18 protein-coding genes, 1 pseudogene and 1 riboswitch are annotated in these 19,027 nt (G+C 71.9%); of the genes and pseudogenes, 7 read left to right on the top strand and 12 right to left on the bottom strand.

Annotation, left to right across the window (positions count from 1 at the left end; all coding sequences use genetic code 11):
• Window positions 1–27 precede the first annotated feature (27 nt).
• Together ABZ646_RS19025 and ABZ646_RS19030 are read left to right on the top strand one after the other, a co-directional pair.
• Window positions 28–717, top strand: a complete 690-nt coding sequence (locus ABZ646_RS19025; RefSeq protein WP_132891335.1) for a response regulator transcription factor — start codon at window positions 28–30, stop codon at window positions 715–717.
• Complete coding sequence (locus ABZ646_RS19030) at window positions 714–2,147, top strand: HAMP domain-containing sensor histidine kinase (RefSeq protein WP_360519955.1); 1,434 nt, start codon at window positions 714–716, stop codon at window positions 2,145–2,147. The genes ABZ646_RS19025 and ABZ646_RS19030 overlap by 4 nt, the downstream gene beginning before the upstream one ends.
• A gap of 299 nt (window positions 2,148–2,446) precedes the next feature.
• Here ABZ646_RS19030 and ABZ646_RS19035 read toward each other — a convergent pair whose 3' ends face one another.
• The 3 genes from ABZ646_RS19035 to ABZ646_RS19045 form a co-directional block, all read right to left on the bottom strand.
• The gene (locus ABZ646_RS19035) at window positions 2,447–3,988 is read right to left on the bottom strand and encodes an ABC transporter substrate-binding protein (RefSeq protein ID WP_360519957.1); all 1,542 of its coding nucleotides are present in this window, start codon (window positions 3,986–3,988) and stop codon (window positions 2,447–2,449) included.
• Between the two features lie 184 nt (window positions 3,989–4,172).
• Window positions 4,173–5,492: a metallophosphoesterase gene (locus ABZ646_RS19040; RefSeq protein WP_360519959.1), complete on the bottom strand. Its 1,320-nt coding sequence runs from the start codon at window positions 5,490–5,492 to the stop codon at window positions 4,173–4,175.
• A gap of 16 nt (window positions 5,493–5,508) precedes the next feature.
• Window positions 5,509–5,748, bottom strand: coding sequence for an SCO4848 family membrane protein (locus ABZ646_RS19045; RefSeq protein ID WP_132891339.1), 240 nt, complete (start codon window positions 5,746–5,748; stop codon window positions 5,509–5,511).
• A 91-nt stretch (window positions 5,749–5,839) separates the two neighbouring features.
• Here ABZ646_RS19045 and ABZ646_RS19050 point away from each other — a divergent pair, with 91 nt between their 5' ends.
• Window positions 5,840–7,114, top strand: coding sequence for a D-alanyl-D-alanine carboxypeptidase (locus ABZ646_RS19050; RefSeq protein ID WP_360519961.1), 1,275 nt, complete (start codon window positions 5,840–5,842; stop codon window positions 7,112–7,114).
• On the opposite strand, the gene ABZ646_RS19055 is transcribed toward ABZ646_RS19050, so the two are convergent.
• The 4 genes from ABZ646_RS19055 to ABZ646_RS19070 all read right to left on the bottom strand — a co-directional run bounded on the left by ABZ646_RS19055 (window position 7,062) and on the right by ABZ646_RS19070 (window position 9,920).
• Window positions 7,062–7,967, bottom strand: coding sequence for a YihY/virulence factor BrkB family protein (locus ABZ646_RS19055; RefSeq protein ID WP_360519963.1), 906 nt, complete (start codon window positions 7,965–7,967; stop codon window positions 7,062–7,064). The two genes, ABZ646_RS19050 and ABZ646_RS19055, sit on opposite strands and share 53 nt — an antisense overlap.
• Window positions 7,955–8,380, bottom strand: a complete 426-nt coding sequence (locus ABZ646_RS19060) for a GtrA family protein (protein ID WP_360519965.1) — start codon at window positions 8,378–8,380, stop codon at window positions 7,955–7,957. Before ABZ646_RS19060 ends, ABZ646_RS19055 begins: the two co-directional genes overlap by 13 nt.
• The gene (locus ABZ646_RS19065) at window positions 8,377–9,240 is read right to left on the bottom strand and encodes a decaprenyl-phosphate phosphoribosyltransferase (RefSeq protein ID WP_360519985.1); all 864 of its coding nucleotides are present in this window, start codon (window positions 9,238–9,240) and stop codon (window positions 8,377–8,379) included. Before ABZ646_RS19065 ends, ABZ646_RS19060 begins: the two co-directional genes overlap by 4 nt.
• A gap of 155 nt (window positions 9,241–9,395) precedes the next feature.
• Window positions 9,396–9,920 carry a phosphatase PAP2 family protein gene (locus tag ABZ646_RS19070; RefSeq protein ID WP_360519967.1) on the bottom strand — a complete coding sequence of 175 codons (525 nt, stop codon included), beginning with the start codon at window positions 9,918–9,920 and terminating at the stop codon, window positions 9,396–9,398.
• A 150-nt stretch (window positions 9,921–10,070) separates the two neighbouring features.
• Here ABZ646_RS19070 and ABZ646_RS19075 point away from each other — a divergent pair, with 150 nt between their 5' ends.
• Window positions 10,071–11,453: an FAD-binding oxidoreductase gene (locus tag ABZ646_RS19075; protein WP_360519969.1), complete on the top strand. Its 1,383-nt coding sequence runs from the start codon at window positions 10,071–10,073 to the stop codon at window positions 11,451–11,453.
• 22 nt (window positions 11,454–11,475) lie between these two features.
• A complete protein-coding gene (locus tag ABZ646_RS19080) occupies window positions 11,476–12,231 on the top strand; it encodes a decaprenylphospho-beta-D-erythro-pentofuranosid-2-ulose 2-reductase (protein ID WP_360519971.1) in 756 nt (251 codons plus the stop codon).
• Window positions 12,232–12,245: 14 nt separating this feature from the next.
• Here ABZ646_RS19080 and ABZ646_RS19085 read toward each other — a convergent pair whose 3' ends face one another.
• From ABZ646_RS19085 to ABZ646_RS19095, 3 genes are all read right to left on the bottom strand, one after another.
• Window positions 12,246–12,824 (bottom strand): 2'-5' RNA ligase family protein, encoded by a 579-nt coding sequence (locus ABZ646_RS19085; protein WP_360519973.1) that lies wholly within the window; start codon window positions 12,822–12,824, stop codon window positions 12,246–12,248.
• Window positions 12,825–12,965: 141 nt separating this feature from the next.
• Window positions 12,966–13,979, bottom strand: a complete 1,014-nt coding sequence (trpS, locus tag ABZ646_RS19090) for a tryptophan--tRNA ligase (protein WP_360519975.1) — start codon at window positions 13,977–13,979, stop codon at window positions 12,966–12,968.
• Window positions 13,980–14,077: 98 nt separating this feature from the next.
• Window positions 14,078–15,532: a glycine hydroxymethyltransferase gene (locus tag ABZ646_RS19095; protein ID WP_360519977.1), complete on the bottom strand. Its 1,455-nt coding sequence runs from the start codon at window positions 15,530–15,532 to the stop codon at window positions 14,078–14,080.
• Between the two features lie 32 nt (window positions 15,533–15,564).
• A riboswitch (ZMP/ZTP riboswitch) is annotated at window positions 15,565–15,655 on the bottom strand.
• A 104-nt stretch (window positions 15,656–15,759) separates the two neighbouring features.
• Between ABZ646_RS19095 and rocD the strand changes: the two genes are divergently transcribed.
• Window positions 15,760–16,965 (top strand): ornithine--oxo-acid transaminase, encoded by a 1,206-nt coding sequence (gene rocD, locus ABZ646_RS19100; RefSeq protein ID WP_360519979.1) that lies wholly within the window; start codon window positions 15,760–15,762, stop codon window positions 16,963–16,965.
• A 19-nt stretch (window positions 16,966–16,984) separates the two neighbouring features.
• Here the strand turns inward: rocD and ABZ646_RS19105 are convergent, their stop codons facing one another.
• Window positions 16,985–18,169, bottom strand: a complete 1,185-nt coding sequence (locus tag ABZ646_RS19105; protein WP_360519981.1) for a glutathionylspermidine synthase family protein — start codon at window positions 18,167–18,169, stop codon at window positions 16,985–16,987.
• 7 nt (window positions 18,170–18,176) lie between these two features.
• Entirely contained in the window at window positions 18,177–18,521 is a 345-nt protein-coding gene (locus ABZ646_RS19110; RefSeq protein WP_360519983.1) for a hypothetical protein, read from the bottom strand.
• Between the two features lie 297 nt (window positions 18,522–18,818).
• Here ABZ646_RS19110 and ABZ646_RS19115 point away from each other — a divergent pair.
• Window positions 18,819–19,027 (top strand): annotated as a pseudogene (locus ABZ646_RS19115) (hydrolase); the annotation flags it as partial.

Consider the following 19,027-nt stretch of genomic DNA (forward strand, 5'->3'; position numbering starts at 1 on the left):
GTCGGCGGGGGCGCCGATACTGGGGGCATGACGGCTCCAGGCAGCACCGTGCTGATCGTGGAGGACGAGCCGAGCATCGCGGACGTCCTCGCCATCGCCCTGCGTTACCACCGGTTCGAGGTGATGACGGCCGGTACGGTCCAGGGGGCCCTCGCGCTGGCCGAGCGCACCCGGCCCGACGCGGCCCTGCTCGACGTGATGCTGCCGGACGGCGACGGGCGGGCGCTCGCCCGGGAACTCCGCGTCCGGCAACCCGACCTGGCCCTGGTCTTCCTGACCGCGCGGGACGCCCCGGCCGAGATAGTCGGCGCCCTCGGCTACGGCGACGACTACATCACCAAGCCCTTCAACATCGACGAGGTCGTCGCCCGCATCGGCGCGGTGCTGCGCCGCACCCGCCCGGCCGACGTCATCCAGCAACGGCCACCGCTGCGCTACGGCGACCTGGAACTGGACGAGACGTCGTACTCGGTGCACCGCGCGGGCCGCACGGTCGAGCTGACCCCGACCGAGTACGCGCTGCTGCGCTTCCTGGTGCGCAACGGCGGCCGGATCGTCCCCAAGGAGCAACTGCTCAAGCACGTCTGGCAGTACGAGCACGCGCCGTCGGAGTCCACCGTCGTGGAGACCTACATCAGCTACCTACGGCGCAAACTCGACACCCTCGGGGCACCGGTGATCACCACCCGGCGGGGCGTCGGATACGGCCTGGCATGAACCTTCGCGACCGCGGGCACCGGCACGGGCTGCACTCGCTGCGCGGCAAGCTGACCCTGGCGAACGCCGTGCTGCTCGCCGTCGGCATCGTGCTGGCCACCGCGGTGAGCATCATGGGCATGCGGCTGTACCTGCTCGACCAGGTCGACTCCGAACTGCTCAAGACCCGCACGTCACTGGGTAGTTCGGGGCTCACCCTGCGGCAGGTCGACTCGCTGACCGCGCTCGGCGTGGTCCGCGAGCGGATCACCCCCGCCGAGTCCGACCCGACACCCGACTCGATCTTCACCGTGGTGGGCGGCGACGGCCGGGCGGTCACCGTCTTCGACCTGAAACCGACGGCCGCCCAGCGGGCCCTGGCGGCCGCCGTGGCCGACCCGCGCGCCCTGGCCGCCGCGCCCGGTCCGCACGACATCGACGTGCACGGCGCGGCCTACCGGGTGACGGCGACCCGGCTCGCCGACGGCCCCTACATCCTGCTGGCCTCCTCGACCGAGCTGCTGCACAAGGGCATAGCGAAGGCGCTCCGGCTGGACCTCGCCGTCGGCACGCTGCTGCTCGCGCTGCTGTGCTGCCTGACCATGTACAGCGTGCGGCGACGGCTGCTGCCCCTTGAGGACATGGTGGAGACCTCCTCGGCGATCGCCGAGGGCGACCTCACCCGGCGGGTGCCGTCGAGTCACCATCCGACGCAGGAGGTCGAGCAGTTGCGGCTCGCCCTCAACGCCATGCTCCACCAGGTGGAGACGGCGTACCGGACGCGGGAGCGCAGCGCGGCCCAGCTGCGGCGGTTCGTCGCCGACGCGTCGCACGAACTGCGCACACCGCTCGCCGCCATCCGCGGCTACCTCCAGCTGTACGACCAGGGGATGCTGAGCGAGCCGGGGGAGCGGCGGCGGGCCTGGGACCGGATGCACGGCGAGGTGGACCGGATGGGGCGGCTGGTGGACGAACTACTGCTGCTCGCGCGGCTCGACCGGCGGCCGGAGATCCGGTTCCGGCACGTCGACGTGAGCCGGCTGGTGCGGGACGCGGCGCAGGACCTGCGGGCGCAGCAGCCGGGGCGGCGGGTCGTCGTCTCGGCCGACGGGGCGGTGCTGGTGCGGGCCGACGAGTCCGGGCTGCGGCAGGTGCTGGGCAACCTCCTGGCCAACGTCCGGGTGCACACGCCGGTCGAGGCCGCCGTGCGGCTGGGGGTGGAGCGGGCGGACGGGGTGGTGCGGGTGTGCGTCGCCGACGAGGGGCCGGGTCTCGGGGAGGAGGACGCGGGGCGGATCTTCGACCGGTTCTTCCGGGTGGGGGGCGGCGACGGGAGCGGGCTGGGGATGGCGATCGTGCAGGGGGTGGTGGAGGCGCACGGGGGTGAGGTCGCGGTGCGCACGGCGCCCGGAAAGGGGCTGGCCGTGACCGTCACCCTGCGATCGGCCTGAGCCCCGGCACGGGGCGCGGACGGCGCCCGGGAAGAAGCCGACCGTGACCGCCGCCCTGCGGTCGACCCGAGCCCCCGGCACGGGGTGTGCGGGAACCAGGCCGACCGTGACCGCCGCCCTGCGGTCGACCCGAGCCCCCGGCACGGGGTGTGCGGGAACCAGGCCGACCGTGACCGCCGCCTTGCAGTGGGCCCGAGCCCCGGGCAGGGGGCGTGCGGGGTCGAGCGGGACCACACCGCCTGGCGTTGGCCGGCCTCACCCCGCGGCGAGCGGTGCGCGTGCCGTCGGCGATCCGGCGGTCAGATCCAGTTCAGGCTCCACAGCCGGAACACGCCCGTGCTGTCCGTGAGGTACTGGGCGCCGCCGACGTCCTCGTTGCTGAGGACGTAGTCGGTGCGCTGCCAGAGCGGGATCAGCGGGACGTCGCTCGCCACGTCCGTCTGGACGCTGCGGAAGTCCTGCTCCGCCTGGCTGCGGTCGGCGTACTGCTGGCTGTGCTGGAGGAGGTCGTCGACGCCCTTGTTGCTGTAGCCGGTGCTCATCACGGAGTGGCTGCCGACCAGGGAGGCGCCGAAGGTGTCCGGGTCGGGATAGTCGGCGACCCAGCCGACCGCCCAGGCGTCCATCCTGCCCGCGGCCCACGACTTCTGGAAGTCGGTCCACTCGTAACCCTTGACGTCGACCTTGAACAGGCCGCCCTTCTCCAGCTGCTGCTTCAGGGCGGCGGCCTCCTCCGCTCCCGCACCGTGCCCGATGCCGTAGCCGAAGGAGAACTCGACGGGGGTGCTGACCCCGGCCTGGGCCAGCAGCGCCTTCGCCTTGGCGACGTTCTGCTCTGGGTAGTCGTCGAAGAAGGACGTGGTGTGACCGGTGAGGCCGGCCGGGATCAGCGAGTACAGCGGCTGCACCGTGCCGTCGTACACGGACGAGGCGAGATCCTCGCGGTCGACCAGCCAGGCGATGGCGCGGCGGACGAGCACGTCGTGCAGGGGCGACTTCTGGCGGGTGTTCAGGTACAGGTTGCGGGTCTCGGAGCTGTCGGACTCCAGGACACGCTGGTTCGGGTCGCTCGGCGAGAGCTTGGAGACCATGGCGGGCGGCAGCGTCCGGGTCGCCACGTCGACCTGCTTGGCCTTGTAGGCGGCGGCGAGCTTGGCCGAGTCGGCGTAGTAGCGCAGCTCGACGGGGCGTCCGCTGCCGCTCAGGTCGCCCTTGTAGTGGCCGTTGGGCTGCAGGTCCGCCTGCTTGTCCTTCGTGTACGACGTCAGGGTGTACGGGCCGGTGCCGTCCACCGAGGTGCCGGTGCGCAGGCTGTCCGCCGGGTACTTGTCCTTGTCGACGATCGCGCCGGCGCCGGTGGCCACCTTGAACGGGAAGGTCGCGTCGGGGGACGACAGGTGGAAGGTGACCGTCTTGCCGTCGGCGGTCACCGAGCCGAGGGTGGACAGCAGGGAGGCCGGGCCGACATCGGAGTTGATCTTCTTGACCCGGTCGAAGGAGTACTTCACGTCCTCGGCGGTCATCGTCCGGCCGCTCGGGAAGGTGATCCCGTCACGCACCACGCAGCGGTACGTCCTCAGGCCCGAGCCCGTGAACGAACAGCTCTGGGCCGCGTCCGGGACCGGCTGGACACCGCCGGGCTCGAAGGTGAGCAGCGTCTGGAAGACGTTGTTGTACAGCGCCCAGGAACCGGCGTCGTAGGCGCCGGCCGGATCGAGCGAGGTGACGGCGTCCGTCGTACCGACGGTGATCGTCTTGTTCTGGTTCTCCTGCGACGGCAGCAGCTGCCAGCCGCCGATCCCCGCGATCGCCAGCACGACGAGCGTCACGAGAATCCGCATGCGAACAGATCGCACGGTTGGTGCCTCCCCACAAGCGCCACTCCCCTAAGTGACGCGGCTCACCTAATCACAGGTGTTTCAGGTGGGGGAAGAGCGATCTGACTAGATAAGGAAGAACTTACCGAGCGCTCGTTTCGGCCGGATTTCACAGGGGCGGCGGGGGGCTCGCGGGGGGCCGTTTCGGTCAGGCGTGCCGCGACGCGAGCTCGATGACCGTGATGTCGGACGGGGCGCCCACCCGGGTCGGCGGGCCCCAGGCACCGGCGCCCCGGGAGACGTACAGCTGGGTGTCGCCGTAGCGGTCCAGACCGGCGACGGTCGGGTTGGCCGCCGCGGCGACGAGGTTGCCGGGCCAGAGCTGGCCGCCGTGGGTGTGGCCGGACAGCTGGAGGTCGACGTGGCGGCGGACGGCCTCGTGGATCTGGACGGGCTGGTGGGCGAGGAGCACGCAGGCGCGGGCCGGGTCGCGGTCGGCCAGGGCGCGGTCGAAGTCGGGGCCCTGGCCGGTGCTCTCCCCGGCGACGTCGTTCACGCCGGCGAGGTCGAAGTGGGCGAGTTCGGTGCGGGCGTTCTCCAGGGGGTGGAGCCCGAGGTCGCGCACCTCCTCGACCCACTGCCGGGCGCCGGAGAAGTACTCGTGGTTGCCGGTGACGAAGTACGCGCCGTGCCGAGCGGACAGCTGGGCCAGGGGGGCGGCGGCCGGGCCGAGGTCCCGCACGCTGCCGTCCACCAGGTCGCCGACCACCGCGATCAGGTCGGGCTGGGTGGCGTTGATCGTGTCCACGACCCGCTGGGCGAAGCCGCGGCCGAGGACGGGGCCCAGGTGGATGTCGCTGACGACGGCGATGCGGTAACCGTGGGCGGCCCTCGGGAGTTTGGCGAGGGCGACGGTGACGCGCTTCACACCCGGGCCGCGCAGGACGCCGTAGGTGCCGAGGCCGACGGTGGCGGTGGCGGCGGTGGCGGCTGCGCCGCCGACGACGCGGGAGACGAAGAGGCGGCGGGTGGGAGCGGGGGCGGGGGTCGGATGCCGAGTGGGGGCGGGTGGGAGGATTTCGCGCAGGTCCCCGCGCCCCCGAGGGGGGCTGCCGGTCGGCGCCGACAGTTGCGGTGCGTCGGGGCCGGTCGCACCCACGCGGCGGTAGCCGCACATCGCATACAGCCCCGCGCCCCCGAGGGGGCGCTTCAGGGAGCGCTGCTTCAGGGCTCGGGTCAGCAGGGGACGGACGGCTTCCCCCGCCACCACCGCCAGCAGCAGGTACAGGGAGAGCGCCATCCACAGGAAGCCCGGCCAGGCCAGGGTGCGCTGGAGGGCGAACGGGGCGTGGCCGACCTCGGCGAAGAGGGCCGCGAACATCAGTACCGGGCCCACGACGAACAGTGCCGTGCCCAGCCGGCGCGGCCATCCCCACCCGGTCGTCGTGTCCCGGACCAGGCGGCGCCACAGGTACCCGTACAGAACCGCCACCACGGCCAGGGCGACGAGCCCGACGACGATGATCACCCCGGTGTGCCTCTTCCTATGACGTGCGGCGCAGTGCGCGCACTCCGCGCAACCCGATGACCCCGATGACCGTCCCCAATACGAAGGACACGACGGCCAGTGTCAGGTGGATCCAGAAGTACGCCGTGGGGCTGCCGTCATGGAAGGCGAGTCCGCTGCCGTCCTTGACGAGGTTTTTGACGAAAGTGATCCAGATGAACCAACTCCACACCCCGAAGGCGAGCAGGAACCAGGAGACCGGGCGGCTGAGTTTCACGAAGTCAGTATCGCCGTTCGCTGTCCGGTTCCGATTCCGGAGTGGGGTGGGTGGTGGGACTTCGCCCTCCGTGCCGGGTACGTTCTCGTCCGTGCCCGCACCGAAACCGAAGACCGGCCGATCTCTGCTGGTCACCTCCGCCACCCTGCTGTCCCTCTCGCTCACCACGCCGGCCGCGCTCGCCGCGCCGACGCCCTCGACGAGTCCGCCGGCCACTCCCCCGGCGCGGATGTCGACGGTCGGCGGTGCCCGGCTGGGCCGCCCCGGCACCCAGGTGGATCTCGGCGCCGGGGCGCCGGTGCTGCCGAAGGACATCACCGCCCGTTCCTGGATCGTCTCCGACGCCGAGTCGGGCGAGGTGCTCGCCGCGCACAACGCGCACTGGCGGCTGCCCCCGGCGAGCACCCTGAAGATGCTGTTCGCGGACACCGTGCTGCCCCGGTTCCCGAAGTCGACCACGCACAAGGTGGTGCCGGCCGACCTCGCGGGCATGGGCGCCGGTTCCAGCCTGGTCGGGATAAAGGAGGGCCAGACGTACACGGTGCACGATCTGTGGCTCGGGGTCTTCCTGCGTTCCGGCAACGACGCCGTGCACGTGCTGTCCGCGATGAACGGCGGGGTCGGGCAGACCGTCAAGGACATGCAGGACCACGCCGACGAGTTGCAGGCGCTGGACACGCACGTGGTGAGCCCGGACGGGTACGACCAGCCGGGCCAGGTGTCGTCGGCCTACGACCTGTCGCTGTTCGCGCGTTCGGGGCTGCAGAAGAAGGACTTCCGGGAGTACTGCTCGACCGTCCGGGCGAACTTCCCCGGCGACACGACGAAGAACGCCAAGGGCAGGTCGGTCCGCGGCTCCTTCGAGATCCAGAACACCAACCGGCTGCTCAGCGGTGACTCCGACGTGTCGGTCTACCCGGGCATCGCGGGGGTGAAGAACGGCAACACCACCAACGCGGGCGCCACCTTCACCGGCGTCGCCGAGCGGGGCGGCAGGGTGCTGCTGGTCACCGTGATGAACCCGGAGAAGAAGGAGCACAACGAGGTCTACAAGGAGACCGCCAAGCTGTTCGACTGGGGGTTCCAGGCGGCGGGCAAGGCGACTCCGGTGGGCGAACTGGTCCCGCCCAGGGGGGCGGTGGGTTCCACTGCCCAGCCGGGGGCGACCCCCTCGGCGACCGCGGCCGGTGCCGGGAGGAACGCCGGGTCGAAGCCGGTGGCCGCCGCCTCCGCGGGCGGCTCCAGCGGGGTCGGGGTCGCGCTGGCGGTCACGGGCGGGGCGCTGGTGCTGCTGGTGGGGGCGGCGTTCCTGGTCAACCGCCGCTGGCCGCTGCCGGATCTGGTACGCCGCCGGACTCGGCCCTGACCGCGGTGCCGCTCTCCGTCGCCGTCCAGGAGGCGCAGAACAGGACGAGTTTCGAGGTGAAGTTGATCCACAGCAGCAGGGCCACGGGCACGCCGAACGCGCCGTACATGCTTTTCGCCGCGATGCCCTGGATGTAGCCGCTGAGCAGCAGCTTGAGGAGTTCGAAGCCGACCGCGCCGATCAGGGCCGCGACCAGCAGCCTGCGGCGCGTCGGTTCGACTCCGGGCAGCAGGGTGAGGACGTAGAGCAGCAGCAGGAAGTCGGCCACCACGGCGACGGCGAACGCGACGATCCGCAGCAGCAGGCTGCCCCAGCCGTGTTCGGCCAGGCCCAGTTGCCGGGACGTCCAGCCGACCGCCGCCGAGGCGATCGTGGACACCGCGAGGGTGGCGAGGACCGCGCCGCCGAAGCCGAGCAGGATGCCGCCGTCCTTGAGCTTGACGAGGACCGGGTTCTCGTCCTTGTCGCCCAGCTCCCACACCGCGCGCAGACAGTCCCGCATCTGCCCGACCCAGTTGATGCCGGTGAACAGCAGGACGGCACCGGCGATCAGGCCGACGGCGCCGGCGTTCTGGACCAGCGCGTTGATGTCCAGCTGGTCGGAGATGCCGGGTACCTGGTCGGCGATCTTGCTCTGGAGGTCCTTCTGCTGCGACTGGCTGAGCGCGGCGGCGGCGACCGCGGCGCCCACGGTGAGCAGCGGGAAGAGCGAGACGAAGCTGATGAAGGTCATCGCGGCGGCCAGCCGGGTCCACTTCACCCGGTCCAGCCGTTCGTACGACCGCCACGCGTGCGTGGTCATCAGCCGGCCCAGCAGCGGGCCGATGACGGGAAGTCTGCTCAGCCAGTCCATGACCCGACTCTGCCCCCTGACCGGAACACCAATGTACGGGTACCCCAGAAGCGCAGAAGTGTGGCCAGCGCCATGCCGACGACCGCACCGGAGACGGTGTCGGCGCGCTGCGAGGTGAAACCGAGTCCGTAGTGGCTGACGGCGAGGCAGAGCAGTTGGACGAGGGCGCCCGCGAGGTTCACGGCGACGAAGACGGCGTAGGGGCGCAACCCGGTGGCGCGGGTGTGGCGGTAGGTGCCGCAGGCGTTGCCCAGGTAGGCGACCGTGCAGCCGGCCACGAAGGACAGGGACTTGGCGGTGAGCGGGTCGAGGGCGGCCGGGCCGCGCAGGAGGCTGAAGAGGGCGAGGTCGGCGGCGTAGGCGAGCAGACCGACGACGGCGAAGCCGATCAGCTCACGCCGGTCCGCGCTCACCAGTGGGCCACCGCGAGGGCGTACATCGCCAGCCAGGCCAGGCCGATCAGGGCGAGGGCGCGGTCGCGCAGGACGACGTCCTCGGGCTCGCCGGCGGTGCCCCGGTCGGCGAAGACGGCGTAGCGCAGGATCGCCAGGATGAAGGCGACCATGGACAGTTGGCGCCAGGGCAGCAGGCCGGCGCCGGGTCCGCCGTGGCCCTCCAGGGCCCACAGGCAGTAGGCGAGGACGGCGACCCCGGCGGCGAGCTGCCAGACGAAGCGGAGGTAGCCGGTGGTGTACTCGGTGAGCAGCGCGCGCGTGGCGCCCGCCTTCCCGGCCATCTGCACGGCTTCGGAGTAGCGCTTGGCCGACACCATGAAGAGCGCGCCGAAGCCGGTGGTGATCAGGAACCAGCGGGACAGCGGGATGCCGAGGGCGAGCCCGCCGATCATCGCCCGCATCAGGAAGCCGGTGGTGACGACGGCGAGGTCGACGACCAGGACGTGCTTCAGGCTGACGCAGTAGGCCAATTGCATGGCCAGGTAGGCGATCAGGAGGACGGCGACCAGGGGTGGGGCCAGCCGGGCCGCGAGCAGTGGTCCCAGGGCCGCCAGGACGCCTCCCACGGCGTAGGCGACGGGGACCGGGACCTGGCCGGCGGCGACCGGGCGGCGGCACTTGACGGGGTGGGCGCGGTCGGCCTCGGCGTCCCGGGCGTCGTTGATCAGGTAGACGGCGGCGGCGCAGGCGGTGAAGAGGGCGAAGACCAGGGTCTCGCGCAGCAGGGCGTGCACCGAGAACAGGCGCCCGGCGGCGGCCGGGGCGGCGATGACGAGGATGTTCTTGACCCACTGCTTGGGGCGGGTGGTCTTGAGCAGGCCTTTGAGGAGGAGGCCGGGGGTGCGGTGCGCGCGTGCGGGTCCGGACGGCCGGAGGGGGTGGCCGCGCTGCTCGTGCAGTGCCGTTTCGGCAGACGTCTCGCCGGCAAGCGTTCCGTCGGCGAGCGTCTCGCCGGCCGCGTGGGCGGTCTCGGTCACGCCCGCCCCCTCGCGTACGAGGCGCCGGGCACTCCCTCGCGCATCCAACGCGCTCCCGCGCGCGCCGTGAGCGCCCCCAGCGCCGCGCCCGCCGCCACGTCCGTCGGGTAGTGCACTCCGACGACCAGCCGGGAGAGGCACACGGCGACCGCGAGGGGCGTCAGGGCGGACGCGCCGAGCGCCCCGAAGGCGACGGCGGCCGCCGTCGCGGAGGTGGCGTGCGAGCTGGGGAAGGAGTGCCGGCCGGCGGTACGCACCCGGGGCCGTACGTGCGCGGGCCGGGCCCGTCGTACGATCCGCTTCACGGCCATACTGCCGAGATGCGCGCCCGCGACCAGCGCCGTGCCGCGCAACCAGGCGCCGCGCCGCGCGCCGTCCACGGCGGCCCCGGCAAGGCCCGCCGCGAGCCAGAGCGCACCGTGCTCCCCGGCGAGGGAGAGACCGCGCGCGGCCGACGCGACGCGTGGATCGGCGCCGCAGGCGTGCAGCGCGGTCAGGATCCGGTGGTCCATGTCGTCCATTGGACTCACTGTTCACCTTCACGCGGCCAAAGCTACGACCCTATTGAGCGACATTCGGACAATCACCCGTTTCGGGGAGTCAGGTGATCTTCCGTAACCAATCATCCATAACACCCATAACCACCCATACGGCAGCGATACGGTCGTCCCATGCCTGGAAAGCCTGGCGGACCCGCCGCGCCCGAAGCCACCGTCTCCGTCACCGGCTGGGGCCGCACCGCCCCCACCGCCGCCCGTCTGATCCGTCCCCGCACCTACCAGGAGGCGGCCGACGCGGTCCGCACCTGCGGGGTGCGCGGCGGTATCGCCCGGGGCCTGGGGCGGGCGTACGGTGACGCGGCGCAGAACGCCGGCGGCGCCGTGCTCGACATGACGGGTCTCGACCGCATCCATGCCATCGACGCGGACGGCGGCACCGTGCTGTGCGACGCAGGGGTCTCGTTGCACCGCCTCATGGAGGTGCTGCTGCCGCTCGGCTGGTTCGTCCCGGTGACCCCGGGGACCCGCCAGGTGACGGTGGGCGGCGCGATCGGCGCCGACATCCACGGCAAGAACCACCATGTCTCGGGATCGTTCTCCCGTCACGTGCTGTCCTTCGAACTCCTCACCGCCGACGGCCACGTCCGCACGGTGAGCCGCGGCACCCCGCTGTTCGACGCGACGGCCGGCGGCATGGGTCTGACCGGAGTGATCCTCACGGCGACCGTCCGCCTCCTCCCCGTCGAGACGTCGTACATGTCCGTCGACACCGAACGCGCCACCGACCTCGACGACCTGATGACCCGGCTCACCGACACCGACCACCGCTACCGCTACTCGGTCGCCTGGATCGACCTGCTCGCGCGCGGGGCGGCCACCGGGCGCGCGGTGCTCACGCGCGGCGACCACGCTCCCCGGGAAGCGCTCGGCGAGCACACCCGCGCCGGGCGCGCCCCCCTCGCCTTCCGCCCCCGCACCCTTCCCGCCGCTCCCGCCTTCGTCCCCGACGGCCTCCTCGGCCGCACCACCGTGGGCCTGTTCAACGAAGTCTGGTACCGCAAGGCCCCCCGCGCCCGGGTGGGCAGGCTCCAGCGCGTCTCCGCGTTCTTCCACCCCCTGGACGGCGTCCCGCACTGGAACCGCGTCTACGGCCGGGCCGGCTTCGTCCAGTACCAGTTCGCCGTCGGACACGGCCGGGAGGACACGCTGCGCCGGATCGTGGCCCGTATCTCCGAGCACCGCTGCCCGTCCTTCCTGGCCGTCCTCAAACGCTTCGGCGACGCCGACCCCGGCTGGCTCTCCTTCCCCGTGCCCGGCTGGACCCTCGCCCTGGACATCCCGGCCGGCCTGCCCGGCCTCGCCGCCCTCCTCGACGGACTGGACGAGGAGGTGGCGGCCGCCGGCGGCCGCGTCTACCTCGCCAAGGACTCCCGGCTGCGCCCCGAACTGCTCGCCGCGATGTACCCGAGGCTCTCCGAATTCCGTGCGCTGCGCGCGGAGTTGGACCCACGCGGGGTGTTCGTCTCCGACCTGTCCCGCCGTCTCGGTCTCTAGCCCCCCGTCTTCAGGAGCTGTCGTGAAGGACGCCTTCGGAATGCCCCAGTCGCTGCTCGTCCTCGGCGGTACGTCCGAGATCGCGCTGGCCACCGCACGCCGGCTGATCGCCCGCCGCACCCGCACGGTGTGGCTCGCCGGCCGCCCCTCCCCCGCGCTCGACCGGGCCGCCGCACACCTGCGCACCCTCGGGCCCGACGTCCACACCGTCCCCTTCGACGCGCTCGACCCCGAGTCCCACGAGCCGGCCCTCGGCAAGGTCTTCGCGGAGGGCGACGTCGACGTGGTCCTGCTGGCCTTCGGCGTCCTCGGCGACCAGGCGTCCGACGAACGCGAGCCGCTGAGCGCCGTACGGGTGGCGCAGACCAACTACACCGGCGCCGTCTCGGCGGGCCTGGTGAGCGCACGGGCCCTGCAGGCCCAGGGCCACGGCTCACTGGTGGTCCTGTCGTCGGTCGCCGGGGAGCGCGCGAGGCGCTCCAACTTCATCTACGGCTCCAGCAAGGCGGGCCTGGACGCCTTCGCCCAGGGCCTCGGCGACGCCCTGCACGGAACGGGCGTGCACGTGCTGGTCGTACGGCCGGGGTTCGTGCGGTCGAAGATGACGGAGGGCCTGGAGGAGGCCCCTCTGGCGACCACCCCGGAGGCGGTGGCGACGGCGATCGAGACGGGCCTGCGCAGGCGCTCGGAGGTGGTGTGGGTGCCGGGCGCACTGCGCGTGGTGATGTCGGCCCTACGGCACGCACCACGGTCGGTGTTCCGACGGCTGCCGATCTAGAGGGGGCTCACGGCCTACCGGCTCGCGATGCTCCCGCGCTCCACATGCCCCACCTGAGGAGGCACAACAGAGCTCCCGAAGGGATAGTCACGCAGCCTCCGCCACACCCCGTCCGCCCCCTGCTCGTACAGGGCGAACCCCATGCAGGGCCACTCGGCCTCGAACTCCGCCAGCTCGGCGAACGCCCGGTCCATCGACGCCTCGTCGATCCCGTGGGCGACGGTCACATGGGGGTGGTACGGGAACTGCAACTCACGCTCCAGCGGCCCCGAGGCGTCCCGCAACCGCGACTGCAGCCACGCACACTCCTCGGCCCCCCGGACCACCCGGACGTACACCACCGGCGACAGCGGCCGGAACGTACCGGTGCCGCACAGCCGCATCGGAAACGGCCGGCCCCTCGCGGCGACCTCGCTCAGGTGGGCCTCCACCGCGGCCAGCGCGCCCGCGTCGACCTCCGTCGGCGGCAGCAGGGTCACGTGCGTGGGAATGCCATGGGCCGCGGCGTCGCCGAAGCCCGCGCGCCGCTCCTGGAGCAGGCTGCCGTGAGGCTCCGGGACCGCGATCGACACGCCGATCGTTACGGTCCCCACGTCATCTCCCGTCGGTCGTGATGGTCGGACGGCTGTCGGGTTCGTACCCGGCCGTCCGGCTATCGACTGTACGGCCACGGCCGCCTCGCGGGCAGCCGTGGCCGAAGTGATGTGCAGCGCTTCCCCTCGCCCGGTGGCGGCTCAGTGCTTGGCGGGCAGGAAGCCGACCCGGTCGTAGGCCTGCGCGAGGGTCTCGGCCGCGACCGCACGCGCCTTCTCCGCGCCCTTGGCCAGGATCGAGTCGAGGGTCTCCGAGTCGTCCAGGTACTGCTGGGTGCGCTCGCGGAACGGGGTCACGAACTCGACCATGATCTCGGCGAGGTCCGTCTTGAGCGCCCCGTACATCTTGCCCTCGTACTCCTGCTCCAGCTCGGCGATCGACGTGCCGGTGAGGGTGGAGTGGATGGTGAGGAGGTTCGAGACGCCGGGCTTCTCCGCGGTGTCGTAGCGGATCACCGTGTCCGTGTCGGTGACCGCGCTCTTCACCTTCTTCGCGGTCGCCTTGGGGTCGTCGAGGAGGTTGATGAGGCCCTTCGGCGTGGACGCCGACTTGCTCATCTTGATCGACGGGTCCTGGAGGTCGTAGATCTTCGCCGTCTCCTTGAGGATGTACGGCTTCGGGATGGTGAAGGTCTCGCCGAACCGGCCGTTGAAGCGCTCGGCGAGGTCACGGGTGAGCTCGACGTGCTGGCGCTGGTCCTCGCCGACGGGCACCTCGTGGGCCTGGTAGAGCAGGATGTCGGCGACCTGGAGGATCGGGTACGTGAACAGGCCGACGCTCGCGCGGTCGGCCCCCTGCCGGGCCGCCTTGTCCTTGAACTGGGTCATCCGGCTGGCCTCGCCGAAGCCGGTGAGGCAGTTCATCACCCAGGCGAGCTGGGCGTGCTCCGGGACGTGGCTCTGCACGAAGAGGGTGCAGCGGTCCGGGTCCAGGCCGGCGGCGAGCAGCTGTGCGGTGGCGAGGCGGGTGTTGGCGCGCAGGTCTGCGGGGTCCTGCGGGACCGTGATCGCGTGCAGGTCGACGACCATGTAGAAGGCGTCGTGGGACTCCTGGAGGGCTACCCACTGGCGGACGGCGCCGAGGTAGTTGCCCAGGTGGAACGAACCGGCGGTGGGCTGGATGCCGGAGAGCACGCGGGGACGATCTGAGGCCATGTTCACCATTGTCTCAGAGAGCTCGGGTGGTTTCGGTGCGTGGGGAACCGCGGACCGCTGTGGCTGGTCGCGCAGTTCCCCACGCCCCTCGGGGCGCTTCAGCCGAGGTCGATCTCGGGGTACAGCGGGAAGCCCGCCACCAGGTCCGTCGCGCGCTGGGCGATCTCCGTGGACACCTTCTCGTCGAGGACGTGGCTCGCCTTGCTCGGCGCGCCGGACTTCGTCGTGCCCGGCTCGGTGGTGGTGAGGACGCGGTCGATCAGGGCCGCCACCTCGTCCATCTCCGCCGTTCCCAGCCCCCGCGTCGTCAGCGCGGGCGTGCCGATGCGGATGCCGGAGGTGTACCAGGCGCCGTTCGGGTCGGCCGGGATCGCGTTGCGGTTGGTGACGATGCCGGAGTCGAGGAGCGCGGACTCGGCCTGACGGCCGGTGAGGCCGTAGGAGCCGGCCACGTCGATCAGGTTGAGGTGGTTGTCGGTGCCGCCGGTGACCAGGGTGGCGCCCCGGCGCATCAGGCCCTCGGCCAGCGCGCGCGCGTTGTCCACGATCCGCTGGGCGTAGTCCTGGAACGCGGGCTGCCGGGCCTCGGCGAGGGCGACGGCCTTGGCGGCCATGACGTGCGGGAGCGGGCCGCCCAGGACCATCGGGCAGCCGCGGTCGACCTGGTCCTTGAGGGAGTCGTCGCACAGGACCATGCCGCCGCGCGGGCCGCGCAGCGACTTGTGGGTGGTGGTCGTGACGATCTGGGCGTGCGGGACCGGGTCGAAGTCGCCGGTGAGGACCTTGCCGGCGACCAGGCCCGCGAAGTGCGCCATGTCGACCATGAGGGTCGCGCCGACCTCGTCGGAGATCTCGCGCATGATCCGGAAGTTCACCAGGCGGGGGTACGCGGAGTAGCCCGCGACGATGATCAGCGGCTTGAACTCACGGGCCTGGGCGCGCAGCGCGTCGTAGTCGATGAGGCCGGTGGCCGGGTCGGTGCCGTAGGAGCGCTGGTCGAACATCTTGCCGGAGATGTTCGGGCGGAAGCCGTGGGTGAGGTGGCCGCCCGCGTCCAGGGACATGCCGAGCATTCGCTGGTTGCCGAAGGCCTGCCGCAGCTCGGACCACTCGGCCTCGGTCAGGTCGTTGACCTGGCGGGCGCCGGTCTTCTCCAGGAAGGGCACCTCGACGCGGTCGGCGAGGACGGCCCAGAAGGCGACCAGGTTGGCGTCGATGCCGGAGTGCGGCTGCACGTAGGCGTGCCGGGCGCCGAACAGCTCGCGGGCGTGCTCGGCGGCGAGGCCCTCGACGGTGTCGACGTTGCGGCAGCCGGCGTAGAAGCGGCGGCCGACGGTGCCCTCGGCGTACTTGTCGCTGAACCAGTTGCCCATCGCGAGCAGGGTCGCCGGGGAGGCGTAGTTCTCGGACGCGATCAGCTTGAGCATCTCGCGCTGGTCGGCGACCTCCTGGCCGATGGCGTCGGCGACGCGCGGCTCGACGGCGCGGATCACGTCGAGGGCGGCACGGTAGGCGGTGGACTCGGTGGACAGGGGCGCGGACTTGTCAGTCATTCGGGACCTCCGGACATGTCGTTCGGCACTCACGGTTCGGCCCAGGCGCACGGCACTCGGTCACAACACGAGCCGCTCCCCGATGGTCGGTCCCATCCCAGCGCGCCAGTCACGGCCCGCGGATCACATTACCGGGCACGCCGGGCCCGGGTGCCGTGGCGTCCACCAGTCGGGCACGAACAAGGGGTAGGAAAGGGGGCAATCCCGCCACGTCCCCCGGAGTCGCCGTGACCACTACGGAAGCCCTCGTCGCCGCCGCCGAGCTGCACAGCGCGCACACCTACCACCCGCTGCCGGTGGTGATCGCCACGGGCGAGGGGGCGTGGCTGACGGACGTCGAGGGGCGCCGCTACCTGGATTTCCTGGCCGGTTACTCGGCGCTGAACTTCGGGCACGGCCACCCGCGACTGGTCGCGGCGGCGAAGGCACAGCTGGAGCGGGTGACGCTGACGTCCCGGGCCTTCCACCACGACCGGTTCGCCGCGTTCTGCACCCAGCTGGCGGAGCTGTGCGGGATGGAGATGGTGCTGCCGATGAACACGGGGACGGAGGCGGTGGAGACGGCGGTGAAGACCGCTCGGAAGTGGGGGTACCGGGTCAAGGGCGTGCCCGCGGAGATGGCGAAGGTGGTGGTCGCGGGCGGCAACTTCCACGGCCGTACGACCACGGTGATCTCCTTCTCGACCGACCCCGAGGCACGGGCGGACTACGGGCCGTACACGCCCGGCTTCGAGATCGTCCCGTACGGCGACCTGACGGCCATGCGCGCCGCGCTGACCGAGAACACGGTCGCCGTGCTCCTGGAGCCGATCCAGGGCGAGGCCGGGGTGATCGTGCCGCCGGCGGGTTATCTGGCGGGGGTCCGGGAGCTGACCCGCGAGCGGGACGTGCTGTTCGTCGCGGACGAGATCCAGTCCGGTCTCGGGCGGACCGGGCGCACGTTCGCGTGCGAGCACGAGGGGGTCGTACCCGATGTGTACGTCCTCGGGAAGGCGCTCGGGGGCGGGGTGCTGCCGGTGTCGGCGGTGGTGGCGCGGGCGGAGGTGCTGGGGGTCTTCCGCCCGGGCGAACACGGCTCCACGTTCGGGGGGAACCCGCTGGCCTGCGCCCTGGGGCTGGAGGTGATCGCGATGCTGCGCACCGGGGAGTTCCAGGAGCGGGCGACGGTCCTGGGGGAGGTGCTGCACCGGCGGCTGGCGGAGATCGCGGGCAGCGGACTGGTGACGGCCGTGCGGGGGCGGGGCCTGTGGGCGGGGGTGGACGTGGCTCCGGGGGTGGGGTCGGGGCGGGTGGTCGCGGAGCGGTTGATGGAGCGGGGGGTGCTGGTGAAGGACTCGCACGGGGCGACGGTGCGGGTGGCTCCGCCGCTGGTGGTCGAGGAGGAGGACCTGGAGTGGGGGGTGGAGCAGCTGTGGGGGGTGTTGAGCGCCTAGCGGGGTGCCGTCCCGGGCGCTACAGGATCACGTGCGGCAGGAAGCGGGCGTAGTCGTCCGTCACCAGGCCCGCTGACTCGCGGATGCCCAGGCCCGCCGGTTCCCCGCCCACCACCCATGCGCCCAGCACCACGTGGTTGCCGTCGAAGTCGGGCAGCGGGGACAGCTCCTGGTAGCAGCACGGCTCTTCGCGGACGACCGGGGCGTGGCCGGGCTCGTGTACGACCACCCCCGCGCCCTCCCGGCCCAGCAGCGGCTTGCTGACGTAGCCCTTGCCGGTCGCCAGCTCTCTCGGGCCGTCCAGGTATGCCGGGAGGAGGTTCGGGTGGCCCGGGTACAGCTCCCACAGGACCGCCAGCAGCGCCTTGTTGCTGAGCAGCATCTTCCAGGCGGGCTCGATCCACATCGTCGTACCCGTGCCGCCGCCGTTGTCCAGGGTGTCGAGGACGTGCGGGGCGAAGGCGTCCGTCGTGAGCCACTCCCACGGGTAGAGCTTGAAGCAGGCGCGGACGAACCGGAGGGCGTTGTCGACGAAGCGGCCGGAGAGGGTGTCCCAGCCGATCTCCTCCATGGAGATCCAGTCGGTGTCGAGGCCCGCCTGCTCGGCCGTCTCCTTGAGGTACGCGACCGTCATCAGGTCCTCGCCCAGCTCGTCGGCCGAGGAGTGGGCGAAGTACAGCGGGGTGCCCGAGGGGAGCAGACGGGCCTGCTCGCGCCAGGCGGCGACGAGGCGTTCGTGGAGGCTGTTCCACTGGTCGGCGCCCGGGAAGCGGTCCGCCATCCAGAACCACTGCGCGGAGGCCGCCTCCACCAGGGAGGTGGGGGTGTCCGCGTTGTACTCCAGGAGTCGCGCCGGGCCGGTGCCGTCGTAGCGGAGGTCGAAACGACCGTAGAGGGAGGGGAGTTCGGCGCGGCGGTGCCAGGAGTCGGTGACGGCCCGCACCACCCGGGGATCGGTGATGCCGAGGTCGGCGAAACGATTCGTCGCGACGATGCGGTCCGCCGCCGCCAGGCACATCGCGTGCAGTTCCGCGACCGTCTCCTCCAGCGCCTCCACCTCGTCGAGGGGGAAGGCGTAGTAGGCGCTCTCGTCCCAGTACGGGCGCAGCACGCCGTCGGGGTGCCGGGTGAGGGGATAGATCACCCCTTGTTCCTCGACGGTCCGCTGCCAGCCGGGGCGGGGGTCGGTCGTACGGCGCTCCATGGGCCGGTCAGCCGCCGGAGCCGCCGTGGCCGTCGCCGAAGCCGCCGCGGTGGACGCCGTGGCCGCCGCCCGACGAACCGCCGGAGCTCCCGCGGGACTTGGTGAACGAGCCGCCCTTGACCCAGCCGCCCTTCTTCTTGCCGCCGTAGTAGTAGCCGGCGTCGACGGCGGACTTGGTGGAGGCGCAGTCCTTGTCGGAGACGACCCGGTAGCCCTTGGTCGCGCGGTAGCTGTCGCGGTCGACGCAGCGCTTGTCGGGGTCCGAGGAGCAGGCGGTCAGGGCGGCGGCCAGCAGGCCCATACCGCCGAGGACGACCGTGCCCGAGCGTAGTCGACGGCGTACGTCCGCCATGTTCGTGCCCCCCGTACTGCCCCGTGCCGCCCCGTGTGATGTTCGGCGACAGTTTAGACGAGAGGTGTCGGCGAACCTTCGGTCGCACTCCGGCCGCAGAGTTGTCATGTACAGGTAAGAAATTCCTGTGAGTCCACCGGGAATCCTGTCGGCGCACCGCGTCGCCCGGGTACCGTCCGGTCTGCCCCCCCGGGTGAACGATCACCTTCGACTCTACGCGCGCAGAACGACCGACGCAGTACCCCCACCCGCACCGCCATCCCTCTCTCCCATCCCCCACCGACGGAGGAATGACAGATGCCCGGCTTCGCCATCTCGCGCCGCGAACTCACCACCGCCGCAGCCGTGTTCGGCCTTCTCGCGGCCGGGGTCGCCGTGCAGGCGACCAGCGCCGCGACCCCCGCCCACGCAGCCAGCACCTACCGCGTCCTGTTCGACGACGGCCACGCCGAGGAGGCCGGCAACGCGGACTGGATCATCTCCACCAGCAAGCCCGACCCGCTCGC

The organism is Streptomyces sp. NPDC007162 (genome assembly GCF_040634175.1).
Lineage (GTDB): Bacteria > Actinomycetota > Actinomycetes > Streptomycetales > Streptomycetaceae > Streptomyces.

Bases quoted from the DNA above. Each gene is read 5' to 3' on its own strand.
- ABZ646_RS19025 (WP_132891335.1), top strand. From the start codon at position 28: ATGACGGCTCCAGGCAGCACCGTGCTGATCGTGGAGGACGAGCCGAGC.
- ABZ646_RS19030 (WP_360519955.1), top strand. From the start codon at position 714: ATGAACCTTCGCGACCGCGGGCACCGGCACGGGCTGCACTCGCTGCGC.
- ABZ646_RS19035 (WP_360519957.1), bottom strand. From the start codon at position 3,988: ATGCGGATTCTCGTGACGCTCGTCGTGCTGGCGATCGCGGGGATCGGC.
- ABZ646_RS19055 (WP_360519963.1), bottom strand. From the start codon at position 7,967: ATGGACTGGCTGAGCAGACTTCCCGTCATCGGCCCGCTGCTGGGCCGG.
- ABZ646_RS19070 (WP_360519967.1), bottom strand. From the start codon at position 9,920: ATGGACGACATGGACCACCGGATCCTGACCGCGCTGCACGCCTGCGGC.
- ABZ646_RS19075 (WP_360519969.1), top strand. From the start codon at position 10,071: ATGCCTGGAAAGCCTGGCGGACCCGCCGCGCCCGAAGCCACCGTCTCC.
- trpS (WP_360519975.1), bottom strand. From the start codon at position 13,979: ATGGCCTCAGATCGTCCCCGCGTGCTCTCCGGCATCCAGCCCACCGCC.
- ABZ646_RS19095 (WP_360519977.1), bottom strand. From the start codon at position 15,532: ATGACTGACAAGTCCGCGCCCCTGTCCACCGAGTCCACCGCCTACCGT.
- ABZ646_RS19105 (WP_360519981.1), bottom strand. From the start codon at position 18,169: ATGGAGCGCCGTACGACCGACCCCCGCCCCGGCTGGCAGCGGACCGTC.
- ABZ646_RS19110 (WP_360519983.1), bottom strand. From the start codon at position 18,521: ATGGCGGACGTACGCCGTCGACTACGCTCGGGCACGGTCGTCCTCGGC.